At 48.4% G+C, this 14,707-nt stretch carries 16 protein-coding genes; 8 read left to right on the forward strand and 8 right to left on the reverse strand.

Annotation, left to right across the window (positions count from 1 at the left end; translation table 11 throughout):
- Nucleotides 1-132: 132 nt before the first annotated feature.
- The 3 genes from A3193_RS06545 (at nt 133) to mtgA (ending at nt 1,694) form a co-directional block, all read left to right on the forward strand.
- The gene (locus tag A3193_RS06545; RefSeq protein ID WP_141694597.1) at nt 133-366 is read left to right on the forward strand and encodes a hypothetical protein; all 234 of its coding nucleotides are present in this window, start codon (nt 133-135) and stop codon (nt 364-366) included.
- Nucleotides 367-566: 200 nt separating this feature from the next.
- A complete protein-coding gene (locus A3193_RS06550) occupies nt 567-926 on the forward strand; it encodes a GFA family protein (RefSeq protein WP_069014366.1) in 360 nt (119 codons plus the stop codon).
- 42 nt (nt 927-968) lie between these two features.
- Nucleotides 969-1,694: a monofunctional biosynthetic peptidoglycan transglycosylase gene (gene mtgA / locus A3193_RS06555; protein WP_235614914.1), complete on the forward strand. Its 726-nt coding sequence runs from the start codon at nt 969-971 to the stop codon at nt 1,692-1,694.
- Between the two features lie 93 nt (nt 1,695-1,787).
- Here mtgA and A3193_RS06560 read toward each other — a convergent pair whose 3' ends face one another.
- Entirely contained in the window at nt 1,788-2,207 is a 420-nt protein-coding gene (locus A3193_RS06560; protein ID WP_071932420.1) for a DUF3617 domain-containing protein, read from the reverse strand.
- A 348-nt stretch (nt 2,208-2,555) separates the two neighbouring features.
- On the opposite strand from A3193_RS06560, the gene A3193_RS06565 reads away from it, so the two are divergent.
- On the forward strand, nt 2,556-3,296 hold the full coding sequence (locus A3193_RS06565; RefSeq protein ID WP_139117012.1) for a motility protein A: 741 nt from the start codon (nt 2,556-2,558) through the stop codon (nt 3,294-3,296).
- Between the two features lie 12 nt (nt 3,297-3,308).
- Nucleotides 3,309-4,031 carry an OmpA/MotB family protein gene (locus A3193_RS06570; RefSeq protein ID WP_069005663.1) on the forward strand — a complete coding sequence of 241 codons (723 nt, stop codon included), beginning with the start codon at nt 3,309-3,311 and terminating at the stop codon, nt 4,029-4,031.
- A gap of 111 nt (nt 4,032-4,142) precedes the next feature.
- Here A3193_RS06570 and A3193_RS06575 read toward each other — a convergent pair whose 3' ends face one another.
- Nucleotides 4,143-5,900 (reverse strand): DEAD/DEAH box helicase, encoded by a 1,758-nt coding sequence (locus tag A3193_RS06575; RefSeq protein WP_069005662.1) that lies wholly within the window; start codon nt 5,898-5,900, stop codon nt 4,143-4,145.
- A gap of 144 nt (nt 5,901-6,044) precedes the next feature.
- Here A3193_RS06575 and A3193_RS06580 point away from each other — a divergent pair, with 144 nt between their 5' ends.
- A complete protein-coding gene (locus tag A3193_RS06580) occupies nt 6,045-6,500 on the forward strand; it encodes a YaiI/YqxD family protein (RefSeq protein WP_069005661.1) in 456 nt (151 codons plus the stop codon).
- 85 nt (nt 6,501-6,585) lie between these two features.
- Here A3193_RS06580 and A3193_RS06585 read toward each other — a convergent pair whose 3' ends face one another.
- The 3 genes from A3193_RS06585 to A3193_RS06595 are packed head-to-tail and all read right to left on the reverse strand — an operon-like array spanning nt 6,586 to nt 8,561.
- Nucleotides 6,586-6,882, reverse strand: a complete 297-nt coding sequence (locus tag A3193_RS06585) for a hypothetical protein (RefSeq protein WP_069005660.1) — start codon at nt 6,880-6,882, stop codon at nt 6,586-6,588.
- 2 nt (nt 6,883-6,884) lie between these two features.
- The gene (locus A3193_RS06590) at nt 6,885-7,550 is read right to left on the reverse strand and encodes an SCO family protein (RefSeq protein WP_069005659.1); all 666 of its coding nucleotides are present in this window, start codon (nt 7,548-7,550) and stop codon (nt 6,885-6,887) included.
- Nucleotides 7,551-7,553: 3 nt separating this feature from the next.
- Entirely contained in the window at nt 7,554-8,561 is a 1,008-nt protein-coding gene (locus A3193_RS06595; protein ID WP_069014367.1) for a COX15/CtaA family protein, read from the reverse strand.
- 435 nt (nt 8,562-8,996) lie between these two features.
- Between A3193_RS06595 and A3193_RS06600 the strand changes: the two genes are divergently transcribed.
- Nucleotides 8,997-10,367 carry a cbb3-type cytochrome c oxidase subunit I gene (locus tag A3193_RS06600; RefSeq protein ID WP_235614915.1) on the forward strand — a complete coding sequence of 457 codons (1,371 nt, stop codon included), beginning with the start codon at nt 8,997-8,999 and terminating at the stop codon, nt 10,365-10,367.
- A 6-nt stretch (nt 10,368-10,373) separates the two neighbouring features.
- Here the strand turns inward: A3193_RS06600 and A3193_RS06605 are convergent, their stop codons facing one another.
- Together A3193_RS06605 and A3193_RS06610 are read right to left on the reverse strand one after the other, a co-directional pair.
- A complete protein-coding gene (locus A3193_RS06605) occupies nt 10,374-10,781 on the reverse strand; it encodes a hypothetical protein (RefSeq protein ID WP_069005657.1) in 408 nt (135 codons plus the stop codon).
- A 505-nt stretch (nt 10,782-11,286) separates the two neighbouring features.
- Nucleotides 11,287-12,231 (reverse strand): calcium-binding protein, encoded by a 945-nt coding sequence (locus A3193_RS06610; RefSeq protein ID WP_069014368.1) that lies wholly within the window; start codon nt 12,229-12,231, stop codon nt 11,287-11,289.
- A gap of 1,001 nt (nt 12,232-13,232) precedes the next feature.
- Between A3193_RS06610 and A3193_RS20770 the strand changes: the two genes are divergently transcribed.
- The gene (locus A3193_RS20770) at nt 13,233-13,382 is read left to right on the forward strand and encodes a hypothetical protein (protein ID WP_155523056.1); all 150 of its coding nucleotides are present in this window, start codon (nt 13,233-13,235) and stop codon (nt 13,380-13,382) included.
- 30 nt (nt 13,383-13,412) lie between these two features.
- Here A3193_RS20770 and A3193_RS06625 read toward each other — a convergent pair whose 3' ends face one another.
- The gene (locus tag A3193_RS06625; RefSeq protein WP_069014370.1) at nt 13,413-14,306 is read right to left on the reverse strand and encodes a prenyltransferase; all 894 of its coding nucleotides are present in this window, start codon (nt 14,304-14,306) and stop codon (nt 13,413-13,415) included.
- Nucleotides 14,307-14,707: the final 401 nt, after the last annotated feature.

Raw genomic sequence — 14,707 nt, forward strand, 5'->3', positions numbered from 1 at the left:
AGCTCATTGAATCTGAGATATCAGATTTACACAGTGAAAATTCTCAAAGGAATCCCCCCGATCTGCAAACCCGGAATAGAGTAAAAAGAGCATACTTGAGCCAAGCCTATGAAATTGGATAGCGATACAACAATGATAGACAGATTGGCCCTGGGTCTTTTCAATGCAATTGTCGGTTTCATAACAGGACTGATCCTCTGGCTGGCAATAAACAGTCTGTTTATTTCCAGTACAACTTTGATACCTTTCGAAGCGGTACTCTGGTTTACTTTGATCACGGCAATACTGGGCATGATCGTGCATGATGCACTTTTAACTACTTTTTACGTGCGTATTTGGCGTTTTCTGGTGGCATGGTTTCGATAATACTATGGCCTATTGGAATAGTGTTAAACGGCTCTAGAGATTAGCCTATTCAAGGTGTGATGCAATTATCAACGAAATGGTAAACTACAGGTTAATCTGACTGATCCCTTTTTACTGGAACAAAACAGCCTATTTCCAGCTAATATTTGGATTTACACCATCTACACTTTCAAGAAATACTGAATATCAGGAGGCAGGTCATGACAGAACGTTACCATGGGAGTTGCCATTGCGGTGCGGTCCGCTTCTCTTTTGAAGGTGAAGAGATTGTAAAAGGTTTACGCTGCAACTGTTCCCTCTGCACTCGCAAAGGTGCAATGATGAGCAGTGAGGCAATACCTCCTGATCAGTTTTCTTATGAGTCTGATGATCAGACACTTGGAAGCTATCAGTTCGGGTTAAAAACAGCCCGCCACTACTTCTGTAATCAATGCGGTATCTATACTTTTCATGAAACGGCCAGAATGCCAGGGCACTTTCGCGTGAACCTGGGCTGTATTGAAGGAATCGACCCATTTACCCTTGAGTATGATCTGTTCGATGGAAAACACCTGCTCTAAGTATCAATTCATACTCCCATATCAAAGATTTCATTAGCGCAAGTGGTTGTTCGAAAGAATAAGGGTAAGTGTGGTATTGTTCAGTTGCTGGAATTAGTGTTTCGCCTGATTTTTAAGTTTGTATTAGGTGTAAGCATACTCGTCATCACGACCATCGTACTGCTTCGCTATTTCGATCCTCCAACCTGGTCATGGAAGATTCAGAGAGAGTTCAGCAGGCCAATGGCTTATCCGCAAGTGATACGCCACACATGGGTCAGTCTGGATAGGATCGCACCTTCGGTGCAATTAGCTATAGTGGCTGCAGAAGACCAGCGTTTTCCATATCATTACGGAATTGATCCAGAAGCGATCATAGATGCATTGGAAGAGGCGGACAGGGGTAAGCGATTACGTGGCGCAAGTACACTGACCCAACAGACTGCCAAAAACCTGTTTCTCTGGTCAAACAGAGATTTCGCCAGAAAAGTCTTGGAGATGGGCATCGCGCTGTTGCTTGAGCTATTTTGGAATAAACAGCGAATTCTAGAGGTTTATCTGAATATTGCTGAATTTGGTCCTGGGGTTTTTGGAGTTGGTGCCGCCAGTGATTACTGGTTTCAGGTACCGGTTGGTGAGCTATCCAACAGACAGGCCGCCAGACTTGCGGCCGTTCTACCCAATCCCTGGCGTTATCGTGCGCATCCTCCCTCTCCTTATGTGGTTGAGCGCTCCCGTTGGATTGAGCAGCAGATGGAGCAATTGGGATATGCCTGGCTGCACCTATAGGAGGTCTATACACTGCTTTGCAAATGGTTGACAATCAAGCAGTCATGTTCAAAACGAGTAATTGATGCTCTACTGTAACCTATCGATATCAGACTACTGTTTCGTGCAGGGCCCCAATCTTTCACCAGTGGTTTTAGAGCGCATTTGTAAACCCTGAGAGTTGATATTGATATTTCCTTCAGCTCGATCCCCGTAGTAGGTGATATCTCCCTGGCTGGTAGTTGCCATACCATTCTGGGAGCAGGTGATATTCCAGGAGACTGTATCACCTTCAGTTTTCAGATCGATGGTTTCACAGTTCTGTCCCAGTTCACTGTCCTTCGGCACAAAGTCAGCCTGACTGATACAGGTGGTATAGGAAGTGGGGGGGAGCTGCATTGGCATGCCGGGCATATCCATAACGGCAGTCCACTGCCACAAACCCGGATTCATATTGACTTCCGATGCTGCAGCTACCACTGAGAGCGTGTTGCTCGATAATAATGAGATAAGCAAGAGCGCTTTTAACTTCATTGGGTTATCCCGCGATGATTGGTTGGAAAGGCTGATTATGCCGTAGTCCAGGGTATGCTGCTTGGGTTGATTATCCCTGTGTCATCGAAATATACCGCTATTTGATAATAATTTACATGCACATGTTCGGGTTTATATTGCCGGAACCACGCCTAGTAGAGTCGATCGATTGGATCAGTTTCACAAATTTGGCCTGTAACTTGCAGATTTCTTAAACGCAAATATCAGAAAACCTGGGTCAGATCGGATCTGTACACCACCATAGAGATTAGGAGAGTTGCGTTGGCCATTTATATCTGGATTGGACTGCTTTCAATATCTGTAGTTGTCTCCGTAACGATTCAGTTGATGGCACCAGGATCAGGCTTGATCGCCATCGTATCCGGGCTGTTTCTGGTCGTAGGCGGGACACTTCTGACCACAATCATGAGTCATTCCCTGAACGCTGTGATGGCTATGTGGCAGCTGGTGAGTGATTTTCGAAAGCCGACTGCGGATCAGGGAGATGAAGAGGAAGAGTCATTTCGACGCTTTCTCCAGGCGGCAAACTTTTTCCGCCGCGGTGAAATTCGGCCGGCAGAGGCGGTTACCCAGCGGATATCCGCTCCTCTACTGCGTCGAGGAACCCAACTGGTTCTCGATGGATTCCCGCGGGATCAGGTGAATTTGGCACTTCAGCGGCAAATTGCGGAAGATCGCGATCATCTTCGCAGGCCGGCTGATATTCTCAGGGCAATGGGCGGATATGCCCCGGCATTCGGTATGCTGGGGACCCTGCTGGGGTTGGTACAGATGCTGTTTGGTCTCGGTTCTGGAGACCTGGCATCTATTGGCGCTGCCATGGGGTTTGCCATGTTGACCACCGTTTATGGATTGGTGCTGGCCAATCTGGTGTTTAAACCGATGGCAAGCAAATTCGAGCAGCGAGGTAGGCAATTAATCAGCCGCCGGGTCGCTCACCTGCAGGCAGTCATGATGCTTTGTGATCGGCAACACTCTGAACTGATCCGAGAGATGATGGATGAAGCCTCGGCAAATCAGGATATCCAGCAGGCGGCAGTCCAACTGAAACTGGTCGCTTCACAGTAGGGGGAAGGATCGATGGTATCACAGAGCAGTGATGGTCCTTTGAACGACATCTCCTGGTATCAGTGGGAGAGTGACAATACTGATGCGAACTGGTTGTTGACCTATGTAGATGTGCTGAGTGTTATCCTGGCCATGCTGGTGGTTTTGCTGGGTCAAATGGCGGTCCGTCAGATGCAGCCTATTGAAGAGCAGAATCAAATTGCATCGACCTACAGCCAGCCTGAGACACCTGTACCAGCCACCATTCCACAACCCACCGAGGTCGTTGAGGAAACCCCATCACAATCCCAGCCTGACAACAGCGCGGTGACCAGGCTGACTGCGGCCATCGAGCAGCGCTTTGATGATGAAGTCAAAGTGGTTCAGCGTGAGCTCGGTGTCTCTCTTGAGATTGCCGATGTGATTCTTTTTCATTCCGGCAAGGCTGAACTGTTACCTGAAGCCCAGCCCGTATTGAGTCGGCTTGCCATGACCCTTCAGGAGATCGGTGAAGCGGATATTGCCGTGGAAGGGCATACGGATGACCGGCCGATTCTTGGTGGTCCTTTTCAATCCAATTGGGAACTGGCTGCAGCGCGGGCCAATGCAGTAACCCGGTTTTTATTGGATCAGGGATTTTCACCGAAACATCTGCGTTCGGTCAGCTACGCCGATTCTCAACCGGTTGCCGATAACAGCAATGCTGGTGGACGGGCAGAAAACCGAAGAGTTAATCTGCGAGTGGATTTTCTCTGACAGAAGAGCCGGGCATCTGCAAACCCTCGAGATCCGATAATCAGGCCGCAGGCATGTCGATTAATCCGCTGTTGCCTTGGTCGAGCTTCCAGCCTATAACAGCCACACGGATCACTGTTTTGAACCCGCGCTGGAGCGCTTTTTGGGCTTTCTTTTCTTAGGTTTTTTCTTTTCAGACCTGTTGCTTCTTTTGGCTGGTTTTTCCGCTTTTGCAAGGCGGGAAATCTTCAGGCGTTGCCCACAGACCCAGGCCTTTCTGAGATCCTGAAAGATCTCATGGGGCATACCGACCGGTAGATCGACCAGGCTGAAATCGTTTTGAATATCGATATGACCAATATGCTCCGCGTCAAGACCCGCCTCATTGGCAATTGCGCCAACAATATTGCCAGGCTTTACATCGTGATCATGGCCCACTTCGATGCGAAAGCGTTCCATACCTGAAGGCGCGGCGGAGCTGGTAACGTGACTTTTTTGATCACTTCGCACCCGTTTGCTGTTTCTCTCTCTGGAAGGCTCACTGTTTTTGGGTCTGCTTTTTTCGGCTTGAAGCAGTAAAGGTTTGTCGCCAAGTGACATTTTAGCCAGAGCCGCAGCAATATCGATAGCCGGTACATCGTGCTCCTGTTGGTACTGTTCCAACAGGCCCTGCATAAAATCGAGCTCTTCAGATGCCAGGGTATCGCTGATTCGCTGCTTGAATGCTGCGATCCGTTGATTGTTGACGGTTTCGGTACTGGGCAGAGTCAATTGTTCGATTTTTTGCCGGGTCGACTTCTCGATCGTGCCCAACATACGCCTCTCCCGGGGGGCAACAAACAGAATTGCGTCACCGGTTCTACCGGCACGTCCGGTTCGTCCAATACGATGTACATAGGACTCGGCATCGTATGGGATATCGAAGTTGATGACATGGCTGATCCGCTCTACATCCAGACCTCGGGCAGCGACATCGGTTGCTACCAGAATATCGAGTGCGCCTCGTTTCAGTCGTTCAACCATCTGTTCCCGCTGCTTTTGCACCATGTCACCATTCAATGCAGCGGCACTATAGCCTCTCGCAGAGAGTCTTTCAGCCAGCTCGGTGGTGGCCGTCTTGGTACGAACAAAGATGATAATGGCGTCAAACGGTTCGACTTCAAGAATCCTGGTCAAGGCATCCAGCTTATGCAGTCCTTTGACCAGCCAGTAACGCTGCCTGATGGTTTCAGCGGTGGCCGTTTTGCTTTTAATAGCAATTTCATGGGGTTGATTGAGATGACGCCTAGCAATATGGCGTATCTCTTTCGGCATGGTGGCGGAGAAGAGAGCGATCTGCCTCTCCGGATTGGTCTGCTCGAGTATCCACTCCACATCATCGATAAAGCCCATGCGCAACATCTCATCAGCTTCATCCAGTACCAGGGTCTGAATATTATCCAGTTTGAGTGTGCCTTTGCGCATATGGTCCATGACCCGGCCGGGTGTTCCGACGACCACATGAACACCCCGTTTCAATTGGCGGATCTGGCCGCCATAATCCTGACCGCCGTAGATTGGCAGGACATGAAAATCCTGCATCTGCGACGCATAGCGCTGAAATGCCTCGGCAACCTGGATGGCCAGTTCCCGGGTTGGGGTCAGCACCATAACCTGAACATGGCGCTGTTTCAGGTTCAGGCGAGCCAGCAGTGGCAGGGCAAAGGCGGCGGTTTTACCGGTCCCTGTAGGTGCATGTCCCAGCAAATCGTCCCCGGCCAGCAAATATGGGATGGTTTGCGCCTGGATCGGGGAGGGGGTTTCATAGCCTACTTTATCCAGTGCACTGAGAAGCTGTTTGGGCAGATCAAACTCATTGAAGCTGGTGGCTGCGGGATCTTCGTGGGACATTAAGGATTCCTGGTGGGAGCAGATGAAGCGGCCATAGGCATGGCCGGGCCGTGAAGTATAATGGTCTGTTTACTGATTACAATAGCCAATATTACAGTCAGTATGCACTTTTATTAACAAGGCGCGTTTAATTCCGGAGCTAAAATGTCATTGCAGAGGATCTGGGTCGATGCCGATGCCTGCCCAAAACCGATAAAAGAGATTCTGTTTCGCGCCTCTGACAGGGTCCGTATTCCTGTTGTACTGGTCGCCAATCAGGCATTACAGGTTCCCCCTTCAGAACTGATCCGCTCAGTGCAGGTCTCGGCTGGTTTTGATGTGGCGGACGACTACATTGTGCAACAGGCACAACCTGGGGAATTGGTGATTACCGCCGATATACCCTTGGCTGCGGACGTCATCGAGAAGGGCTGTTTTGTTCTGACTCCCCGGGGTGAGCGCTATACGGCTGATAATATCCGTCAGCGTCTGGCGATGCGGGACTTCCTGGATACCATGCGGGGTAGTGGTGTGGATACTGGGGGACCGGCAGCGTTCAGTCATTCAGATCGCCAGGCTTTCGCCAACCAGCTCGACCGACTGCTTGCCAGGGCTGGTTGACAGACCCTGATCCAGGAGCAAATAGATTACAGTGAGTCTCGGTCAACCAGCGCAGACAGTAGACCTTTTGCCGGGCGGGTGACGACTACTTGAATAGATCCTCAGCGGCCTGGCGCAAAGAATCTTCTGATCGGTTTGCTTTTTCTGACAGTGGTACCAGTGTTGGCTCAAACAACTCGCAGAAATTGGCTTTCTCTTTATCCAGCACCCGTTCAACACTGGGTTCTTCACATTGATTGGGACGGCTGGGGGCATACCAACGGCAGTTACGGCAAACCCGAGTCGGTTTGCCACAGGAGAGACAGCCGGCCTCGCGGCCAAAATCGGCTGTCTGCAATTCATGGCCACAATGCCAACATTTACCTTTTATAAGGTTGTTCACAGCTATTTTCCCAATCTGGCATGGTCAGTGATGCTGAGAAAATCATTGGCCATTTTCTGTGGATCATGGGGCGGGCTGAAATAGGCATGGTATTGGCCCTGCGGATCGACAAGAATGATTGAGGCAGAGTGATCCATCACATAGCCCATAGCACTGTCCTCAGTTTCAACCCGTTGATAGAGAATGCCCAATGGTTTGGTCAGTTTCTCAAGCGCCGGTTCCGGGCCGGTGGCACCGAGGAATTCCGGATTGAAATAGGTGACATACTCAGCAAGTCGTTCCAGCGAGTCTCTTTGTGGATCCACGGAAACGAATGTGATTTTGTAGGGATCAGTTTGCTGTTCCCTTTTCAGCAGGTCATTCATTTCACTGAACAGAGACATGGTGGTAGGACAGATATCGGGACAGTAGGTATAGCCAAAACTCATGAAGGTCCATTGTCCGAGCAGACTCTGATTGTCGAATGTCTCGCCATGGTGGTTGGAGAGGGAGAATGGTTTCAGGGAACGTAATTCCGGAAGCAGGGTTGCCTGTTCGGTTGCCAAGGGTTGGATTGATTCTTCAGTCTTGGATCCTTGCAGGTAGGACCAAACCAGCAATCCACCGAGTAAGGCAGAGATTCCAAGCAATGCAGTTATCCCCAGGCGAGGGGTGGCGTTTTCCGACATGTGCTATTCCCGTTGTCTCGACACCCAGATCAGTGTCACCAAAATCAATAACAGAATGGCTGCGCCACCATTGTGAGCAACTGCAACATTCAGCGGTAAATGACCTACTACATTGGTGATACCAAGGCCAATTTGCAATATGAGGATTAATGTAAGCAGATATCCGATGCTTTGCAATGAACGCGCTGAGCTCTTCCTTATCAACCAGTAGGTTAATATACCCAGAGTAATTAGGGTTATTAGGGCGCCCACTCTATGAGTGACATGTATGGCCGTACGGGCTTCGGTTTCCAGCACGCCGAATTCATAGTTGATACCCAGCCCGCGCCAGATCACAAACGCCTCTTTGAAATCCATATCAGGCCACCATTGCCCGGCATAACAGGTTGGAAAATCGGTACATCCCAGCGCGGCATAGTTGCTGCTGGTCCAGCCACCCAGCGTGATCTGCATCAACAGTATGAAAAGCGAGAAGTAAATCCATCGCCTGAGAGATCTGCTGGTCTCCACCGTGTGCAGATGGTCGATGGGTCGCACTCTTAGCAACAGTAACCAGAGCAGGGCAAGGGTGGCAAAGCCACCCAGCAGATGAGCCGTCACGATGGCTGGTTTGACCAGCAGAGTTACAGTCCACATCCCCAGCAGGGCCTGAAATATTACCAGCAACAACAGTACGCCAGGGAGTATTACAGGCTGACGGGCGATTGCCCGGTTTGTCCAGGCGAGTATCGCGAGGAGCAAAATGAATAGACCCAGGGTGCCCGCCATATACCGATGGATCATCTCTTTCCAGGCTTTGGATTGATCGAACGCCTGATCGGTTGAGACCACCTCAGCCGATTCACTGGGAACGATGAGTTGCCCGTAGCATCCTGGCCAGTCCGGACAACCAAGACCGGCATCCGAGAGCCGCACATAGGCACCAAGCAGTATGACGCAAAACGCCAGCAGACAGGTCATCAGGACTAGACGATATTGAACTCGAAACAGCAAGGCCGGGTCTTTCCGCATGGTCTCCTCAACGCAATGGGTGAGACGGCTGCTCGCATCCTGAATGAGATGGGGAAATAATTTTCATTCCCACTGCAGCTTATTATAATGGTGCCAGCCTAATATGAGTGCTGAACGTGAGTCAAATCAACGGCAAGCTTGTTTTGTTCTCTCTGTTCACCGGTGAATTGGTGGATTTCGCCTAGGTGATGTTTGAAGCTCCTAACATTTTGATTATTATAAAGACCAAATGCATTGTACCTGTCGGCAGGCAAACAGAGTGCAAACAAAAAAAGGTAGCAGGGCGTTCACATTGGGATTCTTCTTCAAGGGTACTCTGATATGGTGGAAGTAGGTGCCGGTTGAGCCTCTTGGCGCCGACTTACCAATCGTGTACAGATTACTGTTTTCTTTTACCGGGCTTAACCTCTCAATCCTAACTGGAGATTATTCGCGTTGATTCCTTCCGAATGTGAGGATTTTGCACTACAGGCAGCGAGTGAGCGCAGACAAAAGCTGGCACTCAGATGGTTGCAATTGGGTGTATTGGCTCTGGCACTGGCGGGTCTGTTTGCACTGTTGCTGGTCCTTTCCCGGGTTCCTGGAAGTGAAGCCTTTTTTATCTGGATTGATTTTTTTAAAACCGCCCTGGTGATACACGTAGATCAATCGGTACTGATCTGGTTCCTGGCGATGAGTGCGTTGGTCTGGTGTCTGACCTCACCGGATGAGAACAGGTTGCGGATTGTTGAATCGGTCGCTTATCTATCAGCACTCAGTGGTGCACTGGGTATAGCCGTCTCCGCTTTTTTAGGCGATGGCGCTCCATTGATGAATAACTATGTACCGGTTCTACAGCGTCCAGGTTTTTTCCTGATGCTGGGGTTGTTTGGAATCGGCATTACCCTGCAGGCATTGATTCGGCTGGGCAACTTTCGTCCGAGACAGTGGTTGGGTAATAGACCTGATATCCCTGGTCTGGCCAGCTGGACTGTATCACTGGCGATCGTAATCTCCTTACTGGCTCTACTCATTGCTTGGTTTCAGATGCCTGACGAGGTGGAGGGACAGGCCTACTATGAGTATCTGTTTTGGGGGGCAGGACACAGCTTACAGTTCGCTTATACTCAGTTGGTTATTCTCGCATGGATTCTCCTGGCACGCGCCAGTGGAGTAACACTTCCGGGGAGTTCACGTTGGTATGCGTGGATTTTGATGATTGGTGTAGTGCCAGTTTTGTTCACGCCAGTCATCTATATGGTTCATGAAACAGTGAGCCTTGAGTCAAGGTCGGCCTTTACCGATTTGATGAAATATGGAGGAGGTCTCGCGGTAATCCCTGCAGGTTTTTTGATACTCAGTGGATTGATTCGTGCCGATCGTTCAAACTCTGAATATAAACCTTTGCGTGCTGCACTCTGGATGTCTCTGCTGCTTTTCTTCTCCGGTGGTGCATTGGCACTCTTTATTTCCGGTCTCAATACCATGATCCCGGCCCACTATCATGGATCGATCGTCGGTGTGACTCTAGCTCTGATGGGGTTGGGATATCTTCTACTGCCCAAGCTGGGCTACCCATTGCCCAAAGGCCGGATGGTTGAGCTGCAACCCTGGATCTATGGTATTGGCCAACTGTTGCATATCAGTGGTCTGGCAGCATCCGGCATGATGGGTATTCAGCGCAAAACAGCAGGAACAGCACAGGGCCTGGAGAGTGTCTGGGCAAAAGCGTCGATGGGGGTTATGGGGATCGGTGGACTACTGGCGGTGATCGGTGGAATCCTCTTCGTGTGGATTATGCTGCGTGCTTTTCTACGTGGCAGGTAAGCCAAATTAGTTTCTAACTTCGGTACGCAGGATTGGGAATTTGCTCTTACCAAAGTTGATGATCAGGGTGATCTGTTCCTTCCCATAAAAGGTATGTTCGATATCGACCGGATGTCTTTTTTCACCATCTGCGAACAGGGCAACAATATACTTCCGATCCAACAGGCGCTGGGATGACGATTGGTTCAGAATAGTCATAGTCGCCCAGCGTTCACCCAGTTGATTGCTCATGAAAAGACTGCTGATGATTTTGAAATCACCGATTTTTGGCAGCAGATCATCCGCATCGGTAAATTCGAGGTAGAGTGATCCGGGTATCGGATCATCAAGCGTTAATACTTCATTCTCTGGAATCTCTTCGGCTTGGGTGCCAAGCGACAGCATGAGAAGAAGCAGTGAGATTAATAGAGGCATCGATAACTTCCTTATTTGGCATTGTTTCTATTGTCTGAAATTTGAAATCCTGTCTGTGTTTCAGATCTTGGATTCAGAGTTTTCAGGTCATTGCAAACCTTGGATTGCTTCATTGTTGAAAACTACTGAATAGTTTCGACTTCGATCTGCCTGAAAGTTTCATAAAATATACAATCTCTCCTGATTTTTTAGTTGTTGCTGCTTATTTGTGTGGGTTCTGATGTATAACCCTTCATCTTCTAAGCGGATACTGGGATCCATGATGGTGATTCCCGGATCCCATCCTTCACAGGGAAGATGGGGATTCTGATCATCAGTGCTGAATTTCTATTATTGAATGGTTGCGCTGATTAGCGTTCATTTGCGGCTATAGATAGACTCACTTCCCACAAATATTGTAGTCGATAGCGGGTTTTAGAGTGTACCAGCAGTGAATAAGCCCGGATATTTCACCTTTAACGGGGATGACAAAATGAAATATCCAGGTGGGAGAGATTGTTGTTTGTTACCGGGCCGAAATAGGCTTCAGGATCATACCTGGTCCGACCGGCATGGTGGAAACCTGGTCATCATTACCTTGAATGATGCGATCCCAGCCCTTACCCCCATTCAGGTAATCATTGCCATAACCGCCCACCAAACGATCCCAGCCTTTGCCGCCATGGATGATATCGTTGCCAGATCCACCACGTAAATGGTCATCACCTTTGTTGCCTTGAATTCGGTCATTTCCGCTACCACCATCGATATAGTCGTTGCCTTTACCGCCAGTTATGAGGTCATTGCCCCACTGGCCGTAAATGGTATCACTGCCTTTGCCACCATGAATGGTATCGTTGCCAAAGCCGCCAAAGATCCGGTCTCTGCCTTTGTTCCCCTGGATATTGTCATTGCCGCAACCGCCATCGATGGTGTCGTTACCTTTGCCGCCACTGATCGAGTCATTGCCACAACCGCCTTTGATGGTGTCGTTGCCTTTACCACCGACAATACGATCATTGCCACAGCCACCATAGAGTTTGTCGCTGCCTTTACCGCCATTGATGTAATCGTTGCCACCACCACCATAAATTTTATCGTTGCCTTTACCGCCAATCAGCTTGTCATCGCCACAGCTGCCGTAAATTGTGTCATTTCCCTTACCTCCATCGATTGTGATGCTGGTTTTTGGTCCATAGAGCTGGTATCCGGACATGGTAATGGTGTCATTGCCCCTGCCGCCTTTGATGACCAGGTTTTTCGCCTGTTCAGCGGTAAAATTGTAATCTTTACCATTGACGTTGACTTTAACCGAACCATCCATATTCTGGTGGACATGGATTTTGTCGTTACCACCTCTGGCATCCAGTACAACTTTACCGGTATTGAATTTCATGCCGAAGGGACCATTCCGGTTCCCCATATCGACTCTGGTGGAGTTTCGATCGATTATCTTACTGAAAAAGCCCATGTGTTACTCCTTGATGTGTTATTGGATTACTGATCCCTGAATGAAGATTGAGCTTGCCTGAATCAATTAAACTATTTATCAATAAGGATCTGTAGATGGGAATCCCCCTAGCTAGGGTTATCCTGTATAACTGAATAATTACAACAGGTTAGTAAATATAAGAATCCGCGTGTAGGCGCGGATTCAAAGGGGAAGGACGAGAGACAGGTCAGATAAGCTACTTGTTTCAGGATGTTGGTGATGACAACCTGTTAATTCATCTGGACTTTGAGTATCTGAATGATCTCTTCTGGCGAACTGTTTTCAATGAGTATTCCAAGTTTCTGAGCATCATTGGCGTAGTTCTCTATTTTTATTCGTCGCTGATTCCTCCCGTGCGGCTGTTGCTGCTCGTTGTAGATTTCGTTTGATTGGTGTTTTGGTGAAATCTGGTGGAACAATGAATCATGGCTGACCTCCCTGATCGGTTTAGTTCTCCGTTTTTAGATTCCAACAACCCCTTGATGTAACAAGATGGGGATTACCCTAGCGTTGACTGGACCGATGGTAGGTACCCTGAAGATCAAATGAAGATAGGTAACCAAGTGATTTTCTATGAAAAATTGCATGTGTAAATGTAAAGGGTATGGCAGCAGTTTGGTGCCCCACAATTTAAGAAAATTCGATTTAGCGCATCTCAGAGGCCTATGGTCAGTGTCTGTAAACACGAATTTGATCGGCCCTTATTGAGGCAAAATCCGAACATCCTTTTCCCTTAAGTCAAAATTGAGACCTAAAGTGAAATATCTGAAATCAGTAATTGCCAGCCTATTGGCATTCTCTCCATTGATCAACAATGCAGCAGAGCTTGAGATAAATAGACCCAATACCGCAGTAAGCCTGCCAATGGAGGGAGGAAAAGGGGTACTTTCTATACAGTGGATAATGATCGATTCAATGTGGTGGTTGCTTTTACTGTGGGATCCGATGAAAAAGAGAAACTCGTCAGGCAGGTAATTCAGATGACTGATGATCAGACGTATCGTGTCTCCATCGGTGGCTTTGGTAGTGATCAAAAAGCAACAACGATCAAACTGACACGTAAAAACAAGGTCATTCTGGCTCGTGTGGTCTCATGTGCCAGCAGAGCGGCAATATCAAACTGTCTCTAGAGTTGATCAGACCTGGTTGTTGGATGAGGACTATAGAGTGTCCATCAGGATGCCTAGAAAAATCAGACTGGGTGTAATCAATGTCAGTATGACATTCCGGCCCAGGCTTGCAATCAATTGATTCCGATCGTGGGTATCATCTTTTATGACTTGATATATCTTGTATACCAATCCGGCGGTCAGCAGACAGAGTAGGGTGGTCACCGGTAAATGATTCAGCATGACCCCTGAAATTATCGCCAGGTAGGCAGAAAGAGTAAAAGTCAAGAACACTCGGGCTCTTTTCGGCGCATCCAATGAGATAGCATAGTTATTCCGTCCGATACTACGGTCAGCATCGATATCGGGTATTTGATTCAGTAAAAGAAGATTGTTAACCAGGAAGAAAGGTGCCAGTGAGAGTAACACGGCGGCGATGGATAGCTGACCTGTCAGGGCGTAGTGGGTGCCGACTACCATCAATGGGCCAAAACAGAGACCTGAAGCGATCAATACCAGAAAGCGGTAACGATTGATCCAACTGGTATAACTGATGATGATCAGAATGCCCAGAAGCCCAATGGGTAGCAACCCCCAGCCGGATACCTGTATCAGATAAAGTCCGCAGGCCAGTGTAATCAGGAGGGAGATTGTACCGATGATTAATGCCTGAGGTGCAAGATGCGGTTGCAGAATCAAGGTACCACTACCCCCGCTAAAGGGTGTTCGGTCGGTTTTAGCATCCAATCCCGAATGAAAATCGAAATATTCATTCAGGGCATTGACGCTGACATGGGCCATCAAGGCTCCAAGCAGTACGACGCCAAGTACTCCCCAGGCGATGGGAAAACCAGAAAGAAGTGCGCTTCCTACACCCAAAGAGACACAGATCGGGGTTAGTACCAGGAAGTTTGGACGGGTAACACCCACAACCGGTAAAGGCATAATCAAGAGTCCTGTCTTATAACTGAATATTCTTACAATTAACCACTGGAAAACAACCACACGATACCACATCAATGCCTATCTTTGATGGTTGCTCACCTCGCATAACCTGTTGGATTGGCTCTGTGATTTCCCTAAATAATGTGTGGATATATATCTGTCTTCAATATTTTAAATCTATTACTACATTTTGTAATACGTCGTAAAAAAATAAACTTCTATTGTGACATGTGTGGTGCTCTATCGGTTTGGATCAGTTGGTGAACCTTGTTCAAAGGAACTTAAAGTAAAATCCAAAAAACTAAACTCCAGTAGACATTGATATTTCTTAGCATAAGCTGATTTGAAATGATTGGGATTGTAATTCAACTTACTGCTATCCCATCAACATCTGTAGGGAG

The organism is Candidatus Thiodiazotropha endoloripes, assembly GCF_001708965.1.
In the GTDB taxonomy this organism is placed as follows: domain Bacteria; phylum Pseudomonadota; class Gammaproteobacteria; order Chromatiales; family Chromatiaceae; genus Thiodiazotropha; species Thiodiazotropha endoloripes.

What these genes read in the sequence shown, in the direction of transcription:
- A3193_RS06570 (WP_069005663.1), top strand. Translation starts at nt 3,309, where the DNA reads ATGGTATCACAGAGCAGTGATGGTCCTTTGAACGACATCTCCTGGTAT.
- A3193_RS06590 (WP_069005659.1), bottom strand. Translation starts at nt 7,550, where the DNA reads ATGTCGGAAAACGCCACCCCTCGCCTGGGGATAACTGCATTGCTTGGA.
- A3193_RS06560 (WP_071932420.1), bottom strand. Translation starts at nt 2,207, where the DNA reads ATGAAGTTAAAAGCGCTCTTGCTTATCTCATTATTATCGAGCAACACG.
- A3193_RS06595 (WP_069014367.1), bottom strand. Translation starts at nt 8,561, where the DNA reads ATGCGGAAAGACCCGGCCTTGCTGTTTCGAGTTCAATATCGTCTAGTC.
- A3193_RS06550 (WP_069014366.1), top strand. Translation starts at nt 567, where the DNA reads ATGACAGAACGTTACCATGGGAGTTGCCATTGCGGTGCGGTCCGCTTC.
- A3193_RS06580 (WP_069005661.1), top strand. Translation starts at nt 6,045, where the DNA reads ATGTCATTGCAGAGGATCTGGGTCGATGCCGATGCCTGCCCAAAACCG.
- A3193_RS06610 (WP_069014368.1), bottom strand. Translation starts at nt 12,231, where the DNA reads ATGGGCTTTTTCAGTAAGATAATCGATCGAAACTCCACCAGAGTCGAT.
- A3193_RS06605 (WP_069005657.1), bottom strand. Translation starts at nt 10,781, where the DNA reads ATGCCTCTATTAATCTCACTGCTTCTTCTCATGCTGTCGCTTGGCACC.
- A3193_RS06545 (WP_141694597.1), top strand. Translation starts at nt 133, where the DNA reads ATGATAGACAGATTGGCCCTGGGTCTTTTCAATGCAATTGTCGGTTTC.
- A3193_RS06565 (WP_139117012.1), top strand. Translation starts at nt 2,556, where the DNA reads ATGGCACCAGGATCAGGCTTGATCGCCATCGTATCCGGGCTGTTTCTG.
- A3193_RS20770 (WP_155523056.1), top strand. Translation starts at nt 13,233, where the DNA reads ATGACTGATGATCAGACGTATCGTGTCTCCATCGGTGGCTTTGGTAGT.
- A3193_RS06625 (WP_069014370.1), bottom strand. Translation starts at nt 14,306, where the DNA reads ATGCCTTTACCGGTTGTGGGTGTTACCCGTCCAAACTTCCTGGTACTA.
- A3193_RS06575 (WP_069005662.1), bottom strand. Translation starts at nt 5,900, where the DNA reads ATGTCCCACGAAGATCCCGCAGCCACCAGCTTCAATGAGTTTGATCTG.